The organism is Aquibacillus halophilus (genome assembly GCF_009649745.1).
Taxonomy (GTDB): Bacteria; Bacillota; Bacilli; order Bacillales; family Amphibacillaceae; genus Aquibacillus; species Aquibacillus halophilus.
The window spans coordinates 159,835-175,667 of sequence record NZ_WJNG01000011.1 but is presented as its reverse complement, the minus strand read 5'-3'; the positions used below and the strand labels follow the sequence as shown (position 1 = coordinate 175,667).

13 protein-coding genes are annotated in these 15,833 nt (G+C 35.4%); 6 read left to right on the top strand and 7 right to left on the bottom strand.

Annotated features, from left to right (window positions below):
* Window positions 1-720: 720 nt before the first annotated feature.
* The 5 genes from GH741_RS14000 to GH741_RS13980 all read left to right on the top strand — a co-directional run bounded on the left by GH741_RS14000 (window position 721) and on the right by GH741_RS13980 (window position 8,108).
* Window positions 721-4,170: a hypothetical protein gene (locus GH741_RS14000; protein ID WP_153737396.1), complete on the top strand. Its 3,450-nt coding sequence runs from the start codon at window positions 721-723 to the stop codon at window positions 4,168-4,170.
* A gap of 285 nt (window positions 4,171-4,455) precedes the next feature.
* Window positions 4,456-5,280 carry an amino acid ABC transporter substrate-binding protein gene (locus GH741_RS13995; RefSeq protein ID WP_153737395.1) on the top strand — a complete coding sequence of 275 codons (825 nt, stop codon included), beginning with the start codon at window positions 4,456-4,458 and terminating at the stop codon, window positions 5,278-5,280.
* Window positions 5,267-5,968: an amino acid ABC transporter permease gene (locus tag GH741_RS13990; protein ID WP_153737394.1), complete on the top strand. Its 702-nt coding sequence runs from the start codon at window positions 5,267-5,269 to the stop codon at window positions 5,966-5,968. The genes GH741_RS13995 and GH741_RS13990 overlap by 14 nt, the downstream gene beginning before the upstream one ends.
* A 20-nt stretch (window positions 5,969-5,988) precedes the next feature.
* Complete coding sequence (locus tag GH741_RS13985; RefSeq protein ID WP_338079452.1) at window positions 5,989-6,738, top strand: amino acid ABC transporter ATP-binding protein; 750 nt, start codon at window positions 5,989-5,991, stop codon at window positions 6,736-6,738.
* Between the two features lie 176 nt (window positions 6,739-6,914).
* A complete protein-coding gene (locus tag GH741_RS13980; RefSeq protein WP_153737393.1) occupies window positions 6,915-8,108 on the top strand; it encodes an aminotransferase-like domain-containing protein in 1,194 nt (397 codons plus the stop codon).
* Between the two features lie 347 nt (window positions 8,109-8,455).
* On the opposite strand, the gene GH741_RS13975 is transcribed toward GH741_RS13980, so the two are convergent.
* Window positions 8,456-8,887 carry a YueI family protein gene (locus GH741_RS13975; protein WP_153737392.1) on the bottom strand — a complete coding sequence of 144 codons (432 nt, stop codon included), beginning with the start codon at window positions 8,885-8,887 and terminating at the stop codon, window positions 8,456-8,458.
* 286 nt (window positions 8,888-9,173) lie between these two features.
* On the opposite strand from GH741_RS13975, the gene mscL reads away from it, so the two are divergent.
* A complete protein-coding gene (mscL, locus tag GH741_RS13970; RefSeq protein ID WP_153737391.1) occupies window positions 9,174-9,668 on the top strand; it encodes a large conductance mechanosensitive channel protein MscL in 495 nt (164 codons plus the stop codon).
* A gap of 554 nt (window positions 9,669-10,222) precedes the next feature.
* Here mscL and GH741_RS13965 read toward each other — a convergent pair.
* From GH741_RS13965 to katA, 6 genes are all read right to left on the bottom strand, one after another.
* On the bottom strand, window positions 10,223-10,609 hold the full coding sequence (locus GH741_RS13965) for an ectoine synthase (protein ID WP_153737390.1): 387 nt from the start codon (window positions 10,607-10,609) through the stop codon (window positions 10,223-10,225).
* 70 nt (window positions 10,610-10,679) lie between these two features.
* Entirely contained in the window at window positions 10,680-11,951 is a 1,272-nt protein-coding gene (ectB, locus tag GH741_RS13960) for a diaminobutyrate--2-oxoglutarate transaminase (RefSeq protein ID WP_338079450.1), read from the bottom strand.
* Window positions 11,952-12,040: 89 nt separating this feature from the next.
* Window positions 12,041-12,577 carry a diaminobutyrate acetyltransferase gene (gene ectA / locus GH741_RS13955; protein ID WP_153737389.1) on the bottom strand — a complete coding sequence of 179 codons (537 nt, stop codon included), beginning with the start codon at window positions 12,575-12,577 and terminating at the stop codon, window positions 12,041-12,043.
* Between the two features lie 339 nt (window positions 12,578-12,916).
* Window positions 12,917-13,063 (bottom strand): YfhD family protein, encoded by a 147-nt coding sequence (locus GH741_RS13950; protein WP_153737388.1) that lies wholly within the window; start codon window positions 13,061-13,063, stop codon window positions 12,917-12,919.
* 103 nt (window positions 13,064-13,166) lie between these two features.
* On the bottom strand, window positions 13,167-13,766 hold the full coding sequence (locus tag GH741_RS13945; RefSeq protein ID WP_153737450.1) for a DNA-3-methyladenine glycosylase: 600 nt from the start codon (window positions 13,764-13,766) through the stop codon (window positions 13,167-13,169).
* A 181-nt stretch (window positions 13,767-13,947) separates the two neighbouring features.
* Entirely contained in the window at window positions 13,948-15,408 is a 1,461-nt protein-coding gene (gene katA / locus GH741_RS13940) for a catalase KatA (RefSeq protein WP_338079449.1), read from the bottom strand.
* Window positions 15,409-15,833 lie beyond the last annotated feature (425 nt).

Genomic DNA, 15,833 nt, shown 5'->3' with positions numbered 1-15,833 from the left:
AATACACTACGCTTTCCGCGGGTGGCTGTTGAGCCTCCTCGTGCTACGCACTGTGGGGTCTCACCTATGCCATTCCCTCCCGCAGGAGTCTCCGTGTACTTCCTGCGTTAGTATAGTGTTGTGTTTGATAACTACTACATTAAACCAGCCAGAGCTAAATACTTATAATGGTTGATTGTGGTGTAGACAATCGACTCTAGAGTGAAAAGGAACAAAGTTCTCATGCGACGAGTAACCCAGGTATTTTCGAGATGTCCATGGATTCCGCCTACGCTAGTAGTAGTGTTTTTTTATTAAGAAAAAACCCATGAATTTATTGTCTCAAGGATCCACCCTTGAACAGTGAGCTACTCAAAGCGGAGGAAAAATACGACACTCCTATGGGAAAGGAACAGTCTGAAGACCCCGCAGTGAGTGTTCTTTACGAGCGAGGAGGCTGAGGCGTTCCCCATGGAAAGGGAGTGTTTTTCCGCAGCGGCGAAATAGCATTATTCCCATAAAGACCGTAAGGAAGTCAGATGGTTACGTCGGAGTCTATGGACTATTCGAAAATAACAACAATCTTTTAGAAAACAGCCTATATTTAAATAGGAATTATCAGAAAGGCTTAATAAAGAAGACCAACTACGTATAATATTTACTTGTAAAAAAGAAGGTAATTCTAACTAGACTGTCTAACTATAAGTAAGTGAGTAAAGGTTTATTTTAGGGGGAAGATGGATGGAAAAATTACCTCAAGAAGAACGAGAAGACATAGTCAGAAACGAGCTAGCAGATCTTAAAAAATATAATTTTATAAATGATAAAGACTACCAATTCCTTATCAGTTCTTATAATAAAATGGCGATAAAAAGACAAAGGGAAGCAAATCAAGAAGGATACATACTGGCTGAAAAGATCGAAGCTGAACCTAATGGAGAAATAAAGGAGAAGCAACAACCAAAAAAACAAGAGAAGCCGAAAAAGAAATTAACCAAAGAACAAGTTCGGGAGCGGAACATCAGTTGGTCGCTTATACTAGGTGTTGTATTATTGCTTATTAGTGGCTTAGTAGTTGCGACTAGTAATTGGGAACAGATGGGGCCCGGATTAAGAGTATTTTCCATTTCATTTATTGCTATTTTCTTTTTACTATTAAGCGGAGTTTCTAGTAAGCTCTTAAAGATTGAAAAAACAGCCTTTGCTTTTTTAACACTTGGCAGTTTGCTCATTCCTATTGTTGTAGTAGCAATTGGATTCTTTGAGCTAATAGGCACCTATCTTTCATTGACAGGTGAAGGGAGATATTTCTTAGGTCTTATCGGAGCTTTAATTCCCCTTCCGCTTTATATGAGAAATGCAATGAAACATAGGAGCCGCCTATTTGTTTGGATTTCCTACATATTTTTAACATTAACTGTGGCTTTCCTAATTGCTTCTACAGGAGTATCCTTAGATGGATTTTATCTTTTGATTATGCTGTTCAATGCTGCATTGTTATACGTTTATCATCGTATCAATGTAAATCAAAGAATTGCTATATTCATAAAGGAACTCCCAGCATATTCACAGTTAAACTTAGTAATTTCTACATTATTGATGTTATTTATTTACGAACAGGCAGTTTTCTATAGTTTTAACCTTTTGTTAACTGCAGCTATCTATATTTCAATGGTTTATGTTTACAGAACAAAGGAATACCAATTTGTATTTACTGCGCTATTTGCTTACGGAGTTTATCAGCTTGTAGAGCATACCTTTTTGGCAAACGTTGAATTTATAATCTATTCATTAGTAGGCATAGTCTATATAAGTTTCTCCTTCATCACAAAAAATAATAGTTACCTAGAGAGAATGTTCCGTTTTACAAGCGGAATCATTTCATTTTTTGTATTTGTCTATGTGAGTTATCAGGGCATAGTTTTAAAGGCTGATGAAAATAGCCTAGTGTTGTTAGTGGCTTATATTGTTATAGCATTGAATTATTGTTATTTGGCTTATTTAACAAACTACAAGATATTCAAATATCTATCACCTGTCTTTATTATTGTTGCGGGATTTCAACTTTGGGAAAATATAAATAGTTGGATTGGTATTAACCACCCCGATTTGTTTATGTTCTTGTTTGGTGTCGGGTTGTTCCTTGCGATAGGGATATATAACAAGCATAAATTTATACTTCCAATTCAAAGGAGTAGCTATTATCTATCAATAACTCTAATGATAGGGTGTATCGCTTATAGTGCCCTAGCGATGGAATATATTAAAGTGGCATGTTTCTTCCTAGTGCTTGCAGTGCTTAGCTTTATCGTGATCAAAAAAACTCAAGGAGTTCAGGAGAGGATCATTGCTGAATGGGGGCATTCAGTGAGCATACTCTTAGGTTTTTTAGTTCTTTATCCAAAATTTATAAGTGTTTCGGTTGAATATGAAAATAATTTCAATATTCCATTTCATTATGCCGTAGCAGGTATGTTGCTATTTGGGATTAGTATTGGGTGGGGGCGATATAGTGAGAGTGGTTTATCTAGATCTACCTTCTATACCGGACAATTTGCCTATTTATTTAGTCTTTTGCAATTACTTGACTATATTGAAATTGATGAGTATTTTGTTAGACCATTATTATTATTAATTGGAATTGGAGTGTTTGTGTGGTTTGTTCACAGGACTAAACTAACGATCTTCTGGTTATTGGTTGCATTAACATCATTCGCGTTTTATGGCTCATTATTAAGCCCATTACCGCTTGATTCATATGAACAAAGTATTGTTTACCTAATGTTTGGTCCGGTCATTCTTTTATTAATTGAATATTTTGCAGGGAAAAAAGTTCAACAGCTAAAACCATATTTCTTCTGGTTTGCTCAAGTAACTTTATTCCTACTAATTTTGGTGGTTATACTAGATAGTGTTTTAAGCGGAAACATAAATCCATTGGTTTTATTTGTACCATTTTCAATATATTTGTACAGTACAATTATTAGGTCGAACGAATGGCAAATTAAAGTTTTCCTATATGCAGCAATGACTCTAATTCCGATTTTGCTGGCAACGAACATAGGTTATTATAATCTATTTGTACAGATGCCTTCACCATATATATGGTTAATATCTAGTGTTCTAATGGCAATTGGTTGGCTAGTTATTAAGCAAAAAAATTGGCGTGATCGAATTGGGTGGTATATAATTCCATTTTCACTGGTGGGGTTGTTTACAGTTGTAACGGAAAGGTACATGTTTTCACCAATCGAATTGATACCTATATTTGGATATGTTTTATTTAACTTATTGTTTTTACACAAGCGGAAACTCTCCGTCTTTTCGGTTATACCCTTAGCTCTGACACTACTAGTCTGGGAGCAGCAACGTCATATGTTTGATTCAATAGTGATTTACTTCATTTGTATGGCTAGTTTTTTAATCTTGCTTATTGTCGGGCGTTACTTATATGAAAAATTGTATTATCTGGAAAAAAATAATAGCTATGTAGATTGGTATTCGATCATAGCACTCTTTTATTTATTTTATTCAATTTCATTCGTGACTGAGCAGAACACTGTCTGGATTGAAATCGCGCCGATATTACTTATAAGCATCTGGTTCTTTTCTCAGGATAACCGACTAAATAATTTAATGCCTAAACTGACTTTCAAAACGTTAGGCGCTATTAGTATTATTCCGGCTTATTTCTTAGTGTTATCTGAATTCTATTCATGGATTCCTAATCTTATCAGAGCGGAATTGACAGTTTTACCTATATTATCCGTCACCATCTTCTTGAGCTTACGAACTTGGAATAACTATAGCAAGATTATGAAGTATGTAGAGTTAATTGTTCTACTTTTAGTTACAGCCTATTTAATAGTAGATGCTATTGAAAGTAATACAGTATGGGATGCTGTTTTAATGGGAAGTTTAGCCCTTCTATCTATCATTATCGGCATGCAATATAGGATAAAAATCTACTTTTTTGTAGGTATTGGTGTTTTATTATTTAATGTAATGTACCAAACGAAACCATATTGGGGTAATATGCCATGGTGGGCTTACTTGTTAATCGCAGGTTCTACACTGATAGGAATTGCAAGCTATCATGAATGGAGAAAACAGCGTCCGGATAAAGATAAGGCAGGCAGGCTAACTGAAAAAATCAAACGTTTTTTTTCATCTTTAAAGGAATGGGAATAGTTGTTTATCCAGGATAATATTATTGTTAAACTTTATGTTTTATCATCTAACAACTGAAACAGCTTAGCAGAATTCGCTAAGCTGTTTATTTAATCGTAATTTATTATTTTTTAAAATCCGTTGGAAAAGAGTGATTTTTTTCAAAAAGCTATAAACTTAATTAAAATTTTTAAATAAGGATAAAATAAGTGAAATAATAAATCAATTGATTTACAAAAGAGTTCATTCAAGGTTATAATCAAAACTGGAATTTTAAATCCGACAAACTTACTGGGGGTTATGTACATGAAAAAAGGATTTTGGATAATAGTGTTTGGGCTTATTTTAGTTTTAGCAGCTTGTGGAACAAATGAAGGTGAAGATTCTTCGTCAAACGCTAATGGGGAAAATAATGAAGAAACAGAAGAAACTCTTTATGAGCAAATTATAAATGAAGGGGTTATTTCAGTAGGAACAGAAGGTACTTATGCCCCATTCACTTTTCATAATGAAGAAGATGAACTAACTGGTTATGATGTAGAAGTGATGAGAGAAGTCGCAGATCGGATGGGCGTGGAAGTAGATTTCCAAGAAACGCAGTGGGATTCAATGTTTGCTGGCTTAAACTCGGCCCGTTTTGATGTAATTGCTAATCAAGTGGGTATTAATGCTGATCGTCTTGAAAACTATGATTTCTCAGTACCTTATACAGTTTCATCTGCTGTTATCGTAGTACCTGAGGATGATACAGAAATTACCTCGTTTGAGGATTTAGAAGGAAAGCAATCCGCACAATCATTAACAAGTAATTTTGCTGCTATCGCGGAAGAAAATGGTGCGGAACTAGTGCAAGTAGAAGGTTTAGCTCAATCTATTGAATTAATTAAACAAGGTCGTGTGGAAGTTACGGTAAATGACAGGTTAGCAGTGTTGGATTACATCAACCAACAACCAGATTCAGGTATTAAAATTGCTGCACGTGAAGAAGACGCATCAGAAACAGCTTTCGCATTTAGAAAAGGAAATGAAGAGTTGGTTGAAGCAGTTAATGAGCAACTTGAAGCAATGAAAGAAGATGGAACATTAGCAGAAATTTCAGAGAAATGGTTTGGCGAAGATGTTTCAAAGTAATATTCTATTGACAATATCGGCTGATATGGGAGGGTGGGAGTTGTTCCAAAACTCCCTTTGGCCAATGATCCAAGGAGGAATCAAATATACGATTCCTCTTACTTTAATTTCATTTGTTTTAGGTTTATCTATAGCCTTAATTATAGCAATTATGCGCCTTTCTAACCGTAAATATTTTACGTTTCCTGCTAGGGCTTTCGTTTCAGCAATCCGTGGGACTCCTTTACTCGTTCAACTTTCAATTATATTCTATGGATTGGGGAGTATCGGATTAACGATTGACCCATTTCCTAGTGCTATCATTGCTTTCTCCCTAAATGTAGGAGCATATGCATCGGAGATTATTCGAGCTTCTATTTTGTCAATTCCAAAGGGGCAGTGGGAAGCGTCACAAACGATTGGCATGAGCTATAGCCAAGCTTTGAGACGTATCATTTTACCTCAAGCTACTAGAGTGTCCATTCCCCCGCTATCCAATACATTTATTAGCTTAGTAAAAGATACTTCGCTAGCATCTTTAATTCTGGTCACTGAGTTATTTAGGAAGGCTCAAGAAATCGCAGCAAGGACCTATGACTTTATGTTGCTATATATAGAAGCGGCAATATTATATTGGATCATCTGTTTTGTGCTTTCAATCATTCAGGATAGAGTTGAGGCACGGTTAGAACGACATATTGCTCGATAGTGAAAGGAGGGGGAATGTAAGTGTTTTTATCAGTTAAAGGACTAACAAAAGCATTTGGAGAATTGGAAGTTTTAAAAGACATCAATCTAGATATTGAAGAGGGAAATATATTAGCGATAATTGGTCCATCCGGTTCTGGAAAAACAACACTTCTTCGGTGCTTAAATGTATTAGAGGTCCCAAACAAAGGGGAATTTACCTTTGATGATGGGTTTAAAGTTAACTTTGATAAGCCAATGAGGAAAAAAGAGATCACTGAACTTCGCCGTAAATCAGGGATGGTTTTTCAGTCATATAATTTGTTCCCTCATAAAACTGCATTGGAAAATGTAACCGAAGGACCTTTAATTGTTCAGAAGAGGCCAAAAAGCGAAGTGATAGAATTAGCTGAAAACATTCTAAATAAAGTTGGTTTGGGTGACAAAATGAATCTATATCCTCATCAGCTTTCAGGTGGACAGCAACAGAGAGTTGGGATAGCCAGAGCGCTAGCAATCAAGCCCCAACTAATGTTGTTTGATGAACCAACATCGGCACTCGATCCCGAATTAGTTGGTGAAGTACTAAAAGTTATTAAGGATTTAGCAAATGAGGGTTGGACAATGGCGATTGTAACTCATGAATTGAAATTTGCAGAGCAAGTTTCAGATCAAGTTATCTTTATGGATGAAGGTCAAATTGTAGAACAGGGTCCTCCTGAGGCAGTCTTAAGGTCGCCTCAAAAAGAGAGAACACAACAGTTTTTGAAACGAATATTGAACCCAGAATAAGTGTGTCGCTAATCTCATTTGTACGGATTAGCGACTATTGTTTATTTATACGATATCTATTATAAATGCCCTTGTAATGTTACTCAATAATGTTATAATATATAAACATTTAAAAACAAAAAAGACTGACTTTTCTTAATATTAAAACTAAATGAAAATAGAAGGTGGGACACACCATGAGATATGGTTTTTCACAGCGAGTTCGTTACATGAAGTCATCAGCTGTTCGTGATATTTTAAAAGTTGTAAACCAGGGTAATGTTATTTCTTTTGCTGGGGGTTTACCAGATGAAAGCTTATTTCCAGTAGAAGCTATCCGTCAGGCCTTCGATAAGGCTATTACATCTGGAAATAAAGTACTTCAATATGGAGAAACAGAAGGGGTAAGAGAACTTCGGGAGCGGTTATCTGTTAGAATGGCTCAAAAAGGTTTATACAGAAAGTCTGAGGACATCTTGGTTACGTCGGGTTCACAGCAAGCGATTGATCTGTTTGCTAAAATTATGTTCAATCCGGGTGATATTATTCTAACCGAGAACCCAACATACTTGGCAGCACTACAAGTCTTTGACTCTTATGAAACTACAATTGTTCCAGTTGATTCTGATGAAGATGGGATGATAGAAGAGGACTTGGAGGATAAAATAAACCGACTAAAACCAAAGTGTATTTATGTTGTGCCAACTTATTCCAATCCTGGAGGTAAGGTTTGGTCTTTGGAACGAAGAAAGAAGTTATTGGAGCTTGCCCAGAAATATCATGTTGTTATTTTTGAGGATGATCCATATGGTGATATCCAATTTGATAATCAAGTATCCCCTCCATCTATCGCTTCGATGGACAATAATCAATTTGTTATGTACACAAGTACTTTTTCAAAAACGGTTGTTCCAGCAATGAGGATAGGTTGGATTGTAGGACCTCATCAAATTATTCGTTTAATGGCACAAGCGAAGCAGGCAACTGATCTGCATACCAATTCAATTAGTCAGCATGCACTAATTCATTTATTGGATGATTTTGACCTTGATGGACATATTCAGATAATAAGAAAGACCTATTTAGGTAGAATGGAAGTAATGAGAGATATACTAGACAGCGTCAAAAGTGATCAATTATCTTATCAAATACCAAAGGGTGGGATGTTCTTCTGGGTTAATATGCCATCCTATGTGAATACGACAGATCTTTTAGCTACTGCTGTAAAAGAGGGTGTGGCTTACGTACCAGGTGCACCTTTTTATGTATCTAACCCACAGGAAAATACAATGAGGCTAAATTTCACAAATGCTCCTCCAGATCAAATTAAGATTGGCATGGAACGATTAGTTACTGTCATTAATGAGAAACAATTTGAAAGTATAGGTTAGCAAAAAAAGATCAACTGCAAATTGCAGTTGATCTTTTTTTGCTTTTTTTGCAATAGCTTTATTATTGGAATTTGTGATGGATTTTGTAGCATGTTCTTTGCAACAAGAAAATTAACATAGTTTTATTTGGACTCCAAGCAGCTGAAACTGCTCATAAGTTTCTAACCATTGAGTCTCTGTAGTTAAAAAAACGCCATCGTTTTCTGAAGGACTTCTTGGGTGAGGGGTCATGCAGCAGATAAACTAAGAATGGTGCTCTCATATGTATGAAGTAAACGAACCTCTAAATTAGTAACAAAAGCTTCCATCTGGATGGTTCTAACTTTGTAAGGCCATAAAAAACCGCTTTACTTTTTTCCGAATAGCCTTTTTAATAGTGAGGTCTTTTTAGGTTTTTCTTCTTTCGTTTCATTCTTTTCTTCTACAAAAATATCCTCTTTATCAATTGCATAATTAAGAGTTAACACAATACCAAAATCTGATTTTGCTTCCTTGTTTTTAACAGATGTATAGTTAATAGAGTGTTTAGAAGCCACTTTTTTATAAGGTTTAAAAAAACGTATGTTAACATTTCCGTTCAAAAGTAGTTTAGCTTCAGGGTTTGCTTTCATTGCCTGGTCAAGCTCAGAAATTCCTTTAGATTGAATTACTTGTGCTTTGGTTAGTACAAGAATAACCCGTTCTCTATATGTGCCTAAAAAAAGTTTTCGTTCAGCAGGATTGATTTCCTTAGTTCCATAGATACCCTCTTGTAAATAGTCATCAACGTTCTTTTTCAAATTTAACACTCCCTGATTAAATCGTAATTATTTTATTATTTCCATCTAAGTAATTATAATTTATCTTCACCATGGAAAAAAGAGATAACTTTTTTAAAAACAAAAGCATAGCCTGTCTAGTCGATTCATAGTATAGAGCAGACCAATTTTTTGGTTAGTAAATCTTCATCAGACACCTGACTTAAATGAAGGTTAAGAAACTTAATCTTAGTTAGTTTATACTACAATTGGAGATTGATTGTCGGTAGAGATCACTCTACCAAAGGAGCTGGTAAAGATCGGGTTAATGAAAGAATTCCGTCAATTTGTTTTAAAAGGAAGCGCGGCTGATATGGGGATTGGCTTGGTTTTAGGTGCAGCCTTTAGTGGACTTATTGATTCCTTTGTCTCTGATGTGCTTCTTCCACCAATAGGCTTGTTATTACACAAAATGAACTTCTCTAACCTCTTTATTGTTCTTGGCGGGACGCATTATAGTTCCTTGAAAGAGGCACAAGAAGCAGGAGCTGCTACCATAAATTATGGCTTGTTTATTACATCATTTATTAGGTTTATGCTTGTTGTTTTTGTTATATTCTTAATGATAAGACAGATGAATCGCTGGAAAAGACCGGATCAGCATCCTGTTGATTCGATGACAAAAAAGGAGTGCCGGTTTTGTCGTATGTCCATTCCCTCACAAGCTATCCGATGTCCAAACTGTTCATCCGATTTAGAAGAATTTCAAGATCAGAGGCAGAAACCTAAACATAAATCCAATCTACGATTGAAAATAAAATAAATCCATATCAAGCCTAGCGTATATATAACGCTAGGCTTGATATGTAATGGATAATAAAAACCCACAAACTGCTATGATCTTCTTACTAGAGATCACAATTTTTTTGTTGATATTTTTTTGAAAACGGAACAATACAAACTCCTAGGGATGAAGTTAAATAGGTTTATTTACAATTGTTATCATGACTATTGCTATCTGAATGTTTATGAGTAGAATTTTTTATGGAAATTTATGTTAACATATTTTTTAGACTATACCTTTTTAAAAAAACAAGCAAGTTTATAAAAATGGAGGGATGATTCTGGATAAGAGAAAACAGCCGAGGAAAAATGATAAAAGTAATATCATAGAACTTTTTTATTATTGGATACCTGTGATTATTTTATTTCCGTATAGTACTTATTGTATGGATAGTAAGAGGTATTGGAAGGTTAGTAAGTGGAATTCTTAGTAGCTTTTAGGTTACTTTCATCTTGTTGGTTTTCAATATGGTCTAAAACTTCGCAGCTCATTAGTAAACCCCCTCAACAAATATGTTGAGGGGGTTAGAATTCTTAACCTTCATCTACCGGATACACACCATTTTCATCATGTACTTCATTACCTGTCAATGGTGGGTTGAATACACAAACCATACTCATTCCATTTTTAGTACGTAGTAAGTGCTCATCATGCTTATCTAATACGTAAAGGTCATCTTTTTTTATAGGCCAAACTTTATTATCGCTAAGTGTGACAACTTCACCTTCACCTTCAGTAAGGAAAACGGACTCTAAGTGATTTTGATACCAAATATGTGTTTCTGTACCTGGCTTAATAGTTGTATAATTTACGGTATATCCCATTCCGTCTTTCTTAAGAAGTAGGCGTTTAGATACCCAGTTACCACCATCTACTTCATGTTTCGTTCCTTCTACGTCTTTTAGTGATACTACTTTCATTAATTAATTCCTCCTGTTTGCTTAAATAATTACTGCTTATTTTACGATATTTCCTATGTTTTATCCTAATTTAAATAGTTACAGGCTCTTTCACGATACTTCTAATGCTATTTTCTATTACTTCAAAGCCTTGCTTCAGACCTTGTTCATCAATAGTAAGAGGTGGGAACAATTTAAACACTTCATCTTTTGGTCCAGAGGTTTCCATGATTAAGCCATTTTCAAATGCTTTAGCAGCTATCTTATTAGAAAGTCCATCAACCTCTGATGCTATACCTACCATAAATCCACGGCCTCTTACTTCACCTTTTAGTTCTGGATAGGTGTCAACAAGTTTTTGAAGGAAGCTATAAATCATTTCTGATTTAACTTTAATTTCTTTTTCGAACGTATCATCTTTCCAAAAGTCTAAAGCTGCAGTTGCTGTTACAAATGCATGGTTGTTTCCACGGAAAGTACCATTATGCTCACCAGGAGCGAATTTATCAATATCTGGACGAATTAGTGTGACAGCAAATGGTAAGCCATAGCCACTTAATGATTTAGATAGGCAAACAATATCTGGCTTGATTCCTGCAGTTTCGAAGCTGAAGAACGTACCAGTACGACCTACACCAGCTTGAACATCGTCTACAATTAACAAGATTCCCCATCGTTTACAAATACTTTCTATTTTTTTCAACCATTCAGGGCTAGCAGCGTTAATTCCACCCTCACCTTGAACGGTTTCTAATATCATGGCTGCCGGTATAGCTACGCCACTACCACTATCTTCTAAAAAGCGTTCCAGATAGTCAAGTGAGTTTTGATCATCTACATAATTGTCATATGGAAAGGTAACCACGTTTTGTAATGGAATTCCTGCACCTTTACGTTTCATCGAGTTTCCAGTTACCGAAAGAGAACCAATAGTCATACCGTGAAATCCATTTGTGAAGCTAATAATATCTGTACGTCCTGTTACTTTACGAGCCAATTTAAGTGCACTTTCCACTGTGTTTGTCCCAGTCGGTCCAGGGAACATTATTTTATAATCAAGTTCACGAGGTTTCAGAATAACGTCGTTGAACTTATTTAAAAATTCAGCTTTAGCTGTTGATGCCATATCTAAAGAGTGAGTGATACCGTCGCTCGTAATATACTCAATTAGTTTTTCTTTCATTTTTGGATGATTATGGCCATAGTTAAGAGCGCCAGCACCAGCGAAAAAGTCTAAATATTCTTTCCCGGCTTTATCCCACATTTTGTAACCTTTAGCTTTTGTGAAAATGGTGGGAAAACTACGTACATAGCTGCGTACTTCTGATTCTAACGTATTAAAAATATTCATATCTTCGTTCACTTTTATTGTCCTCCTTAAGTTGATACATACCCTGAAAATGGTATGTCAATGATACGATTTATTTTGATTTTAAAAACAAAACAATTATTTTATCTATTTATTGGACCAACCCTAAAGTTAAGCTCTGGTTCGTGTCCGTCAGTTGGGAATAATTCTTCGCCAAAAAGATCACTAACATCACACTTAGTGTCATAATCACGTGCTAGGCGACGAAATAATGATTGAGATGCACTATTTGATGGGGTAACAGTCGCTTCTATGAAACGAACGTTTTCACAAGCTCTTCTGTGAACTAGTGCATTTAGAAGTTTCGATGCAATTCCTTTTCCTCGTTGAGAGGAATCAACACCAACTTGCCAAATAAAAATCACATCTTGGCGTTCTGGAGGGATAAAGGCGGTAACAAATCCTACTAATTTATCATCTTCTTTAGCTACAACACAAGTCTCCTTAAAGTACTCAGCCATCATAATATACTTATACGCTGAATTTTGATCAAGTGTTGAGTTATTAACTAATTCCCACATTGCTGCACCATCTTCTACCTTTGGCTTTTCAAAGTAAACCGTCTCAGTAGGGGCAGTTACAGTTGCTATTTGACTGTTAATGGTAAATTCTCCCTTCAATTACTTTTTACTTTTATCTTTCGCTCATGTGTACTTATATTATAATAGTGTTGCTTTGCAGAAAGCGCAAACCAGTTTAAATAGCATTAACAAGCATTAAACCTGCTCAGCGCTGATTAAGCGTAACAAGGTGGTAATGCTTAAAGAATGCTACTGTTTTGTTAATAATTCTAACAATATTAAAAAAAATGGTTATTTTGTATTTTGATTCCAGGGAGTCAAACAGTACGCCAATATTGAGTTTAGGAGCAATCTATGGTTGGCTAATATTGGATCTGAAAAAATGTAAAATAAATGTAAAAATTAGAGCAAGTGCCTATAAAAGCACTTGCTCTCTACTTATTCTGATTTTTGTTGTGCGCGCTGATCTGCTTTTTTCATCCGTTCTACTGCTTCTAAGTCTTCTGAATCTGCCAGTTCATATGAAAATTCAACATCTTCTGCTTTTTCAATTTTTACTTGACTCTTTTTATCCTTTTTATCCATGAATAGCCACCTTTCTTTTCCCTTTACTAATTTAAGAAGGGTTAATTAATCATTAATAGTATGTAAGTAATAATCGACGGGTATGCATATATAACTTTGTAGGTCATCTAGATAAATAGTTATTACCTGTAATCCAATATCTCCAAGGGTAGTGCTTTGCTTCACCTGAATTTTCAATGCCAATACGGGGTCCTGATGAAATACTAAAGGAAGAAAGTGGACTATCACTGATCCATAACGGCTTTTGGGTTAGTAAGTGTCCATAGTCGTTCATATTGATTCCTAAGGCTTTAGTAAGTTTACCTGGGCCGTTGGTTATCTGTTTTTCATTTTTTATATTTGGTCTTCTTGTTTCCATAAGTTCTTTATTGAAATAAGGTTCTATTGCTCGTATTAATACCGCTTCGGGGTTATCCTTTTCACCACTTACTACATTAAATAAACAATGGGTATGCATTGAATAAGTGTAGGTGAACCCAGGATTACCAAACATAATTTCTGTACGATTCGTCCGGCGATTATTAAAGCTGTGTGCAGCTTGGTCTTCTGGCCCTCTGTATGCTTCAGTTTCAACAATTATCCCAGCAGCTACTCCTTCATTTGTTTGTTTTATTAATAAACATCCAAGTAAGGCTTTCGCCAATTCTAATGTAGGCTGTCCAAAAAAAGAAATATCACATGGCTTCTGTTGGTCGATCCTCATTCCTTCCATTATTCTATTCTCCTCCCTGAATTCTCTTATACCTACTTCACCATTATATATAATTATTTTTTGAGCTTTCTTTCATTATATGCACAAAGTTAATGAGCAGATTAAAGAAAGCCAATGTTTGAAAACAAAAACAAGGTCACTAAGAAGTGACCTTGTTTTTGTTAATATATTGTTATTTAGCTGTTTCGGGTACAGACAAGCCTAAACCTTCTGCGATACGAGTTCCTAGCTCAGGATCAGCTTTGTAAAAATGACTGATTTGGCGAAGCTTGATTTCATCTTTTTCAACATCTTGCATGTGGTCAACAAAATTTTGAATTAAACGAGTACGCTCGTCAGCATTCATAAGACGGAATAGGTCTCCAGGTTGTGTATAGTGATCTTCACTATCATAAGCAACGCTATCAGCGAACCCAGTTACTTCAAACGGCTTGATATTATTTTCAGGTGTTTCTTTTGGTCCATCAAAGCTGTTTGGCTCGTAATTTACAGAGCTACCACCATTGCCATCAAATCTCATTGCACCATCACGTTGATAGTTATTTACTTCTGTCTTAGCACGGTTAATTGGAAGTGCCTCATGGTTAGCGCCAACACGGTAACGATGAGCATCAGAATAAGCAAATAAACGTCCTTGAAGCATTTTGTCTGGAGAAGCCTCAATCCCAGGAACAAAATGTCCTGGTGAGAATGCAGCTTGTTCCACTTCAGCGAAATAATTTTCTGGGTTTCTATCAAGCACCATGCGACCAACCTCGATTAATGGATAGTCCTTTTGTGACCAAACTTTAGTAACATCGAATGGATCGAAACGATAAGTATTTGCATCTTCTTCAGGCATAATTTGCACAGAAAGCTTCCATTCAGGGTAGTCACCATTTTCGATTGAATTGTAAAGGTCCTCTAAGTGATAATCTGCATTTTCACCAGCTAATTTAGCTGCTAAATCTACATCAAGGTTTTTAATGCCTTGTACTGTTTTAAAGTGGTATTTAACAAATACAGATTCGCCGTTGGCATTAACCCATTTGAATGTATGGCTTCCATATCCATTCATATGGCGTAATGTTGCTGGTATCCCGCGATCAGAATGTAGAATAGTAATTTGGTGTAGTGATTCTGGGGATAATGACCAGAAATCCCATATAGCATTTACATCTTTTCTATGCGTTTTTGGATTACGCTTTTGTGTATGGATAAAATCAGGAAACTTTATAGCATCACGGATAAAGAACACAGGTGTGTTATTACCAACTAGATCATAGTTACCTTCTTCTGTGTAGAACTTAACAGCAAAACCTCTTGGATCTCGCACTGTGTCAGCCGAACCAAGTTCACCTGCAACAGTAGAGAATCGAATAAACATCGGTGTTGTTTTGCCAACTTCTGATAGAAAGTCTGCTTTTGTATATTTTGATAGGTCATTTGTTACTTTGAAGTACCCATGAGCACCTGCGCCTTTAGCGTGAACGACACGTTCTGGAATTCTCTCGCGATTGAAATGTGCAAGCTTCTCTAGTAGGTGAACATCCTGAATTAATGTAGGTCCACGGTGGCCTGCTGTGATTGAATTTTGGTTATCACCAACAGGGGCTCCCGAAGCAGTTGTTAAGTATTTCTTTTCATTACTCACTATGTGAACACCTCTCCTTAAATCATTTTAGATAGAAATAATACATGTCTTATTATAATACAAACTTAATAAAAATCAATGTTTAATTAAAATAATTTTAATTAAGCCGACCTTTATAATTTGAGATATATGACTAATTGACTAGCTTTATTCATTTTGTCTAGATTTTTTTTTTCTTTTAACTACTACAACAATTGGATAAATCCTTATATCCTGTGACGTAACACCCAAATTATAGTATATTTATCAGTTGTAAAAGCCCTGAATGATTCGAGAATAAATTAACTATTCAAATTATTAATATAGAATTTTAAGTGAGAATAGTACTATATTTATAGATGTATGATAACTTTAGGAGGTTAGTACAAAAAGCGTAAATAAAGATACAGAGTATAGTGAAATCTTATTTATTAGTGTAATTATTC

What these genes read in the sequence shown, in the direction of transcription:
- GH741_RS13980 (WP_153737393.1), top strand. Translation starts at nt 6,915, where the DNA reads ATGAGATATGGTTTTTCACAGCGAGTTCGTTACATGAAGTCATCAGCT.
- mscL (WP_153737391.1), top strand. Translation starts at nt 9,174, where the DNA reads ATGAAAGAATTCCGTCAATTTGTTTTAAAAGGAAGCGCGGCTGATATG.
- GH741_RS13945 (WP_153737450.1), bottom strand. Translation starts at nt 13,766, where the DNA reads ATGAGGATCGACCAACAGAAGCCATGTGATATTTCTTTTTTTGGACAG.
- GH741_RS13965 (WP_153737390.1), bottom strand. Translation starts at nt 10,609, where the DNA reads ATGAAAGTAGTATCACTAAAAGACGTAGAAGGAACGAAACATGAAGTA.
- GH741_RS14000 (WP_153737396.1), top strand. Translation starts at nt 721, where the DNA reads ATGGAAAAATTACCTCAAGAAGAACGAGAAGACATAGTCAGAAACGAG.
- GH741_RS13950 (WP_153737388.1), bottom strand. Translation starts at nt 13,063, where the DNA reads ATGGATAAAAAGGATAAAAAGAGTCAAGTAAAAATTGAAAAAGCAGAA.
- GH741_RS13995 (WP_153737395.1), top strand. Translation starts at nt 4,456, where the DNA reads ATGAAAAAAGGATTTTGGATAATAGTGTTTGGGCTTATTTTAGTTTTA.
- GH741_RS13990 (WP_153737394.1), top strand. Translation starts at nt 5,267, where the DNA reads ATGTTTCAAAGTAATATTCTATTGACAATATCGGCTGATATGGGAGGG.